Source organism: Pseudoalteromonas sp. S3178, assembly GCF_005886985.1.
Classification (GTDB): Bacteria; Pseudomonadota; Gammaproteobacteria; order Enterobacterales; family Alteromonadaceae; genus Pseudoalteromonas; species Pseudoalteromonas carrageenovora.
On sequence record NZ_PNCW01000417.1, the window covers coordinates 1 to 248 of the forward strand.

Sequence of the window (248 nt, forward strand, 5' to 3'; positions counted from 1 at the left end):
GAGATCTAACTCGATAAATGTGCAACCCTGTTGGCATTGTGCCACAGCTCTATTTGATGTCGATTGGCTTAAACTGAGTGCAATGGGTTGCTGACAGCTTGGGCAATTGACAACACGACCCTGACTAAGCTTTTTGATGAGTGCTTTTTGATCATTAAAGGATTTTGCCGACTTTTTATTTAATTGACTAAAGTCCATTATAATCCCTTAGCTTCATGAATGGCTTGCTCTGCAATTTCACAGATTTT

Annotated in this window: 1 protein-coding gene; it reads right to left on the reverse strand. The window is 39.5% G+C overall.

Annotated features, from left to right (window positions below; all coding sequences use genetic code 11):
* On the reverse strand, window positions 1-198 hold a 198-nt coding region (locus CWC11_RS23140), incomplete at its 3' end, for a hypothetical protein (protein WP_138684226.1).
* Between the last annotated feature and the right edge of the window lie 50 nt (window positions 199-248).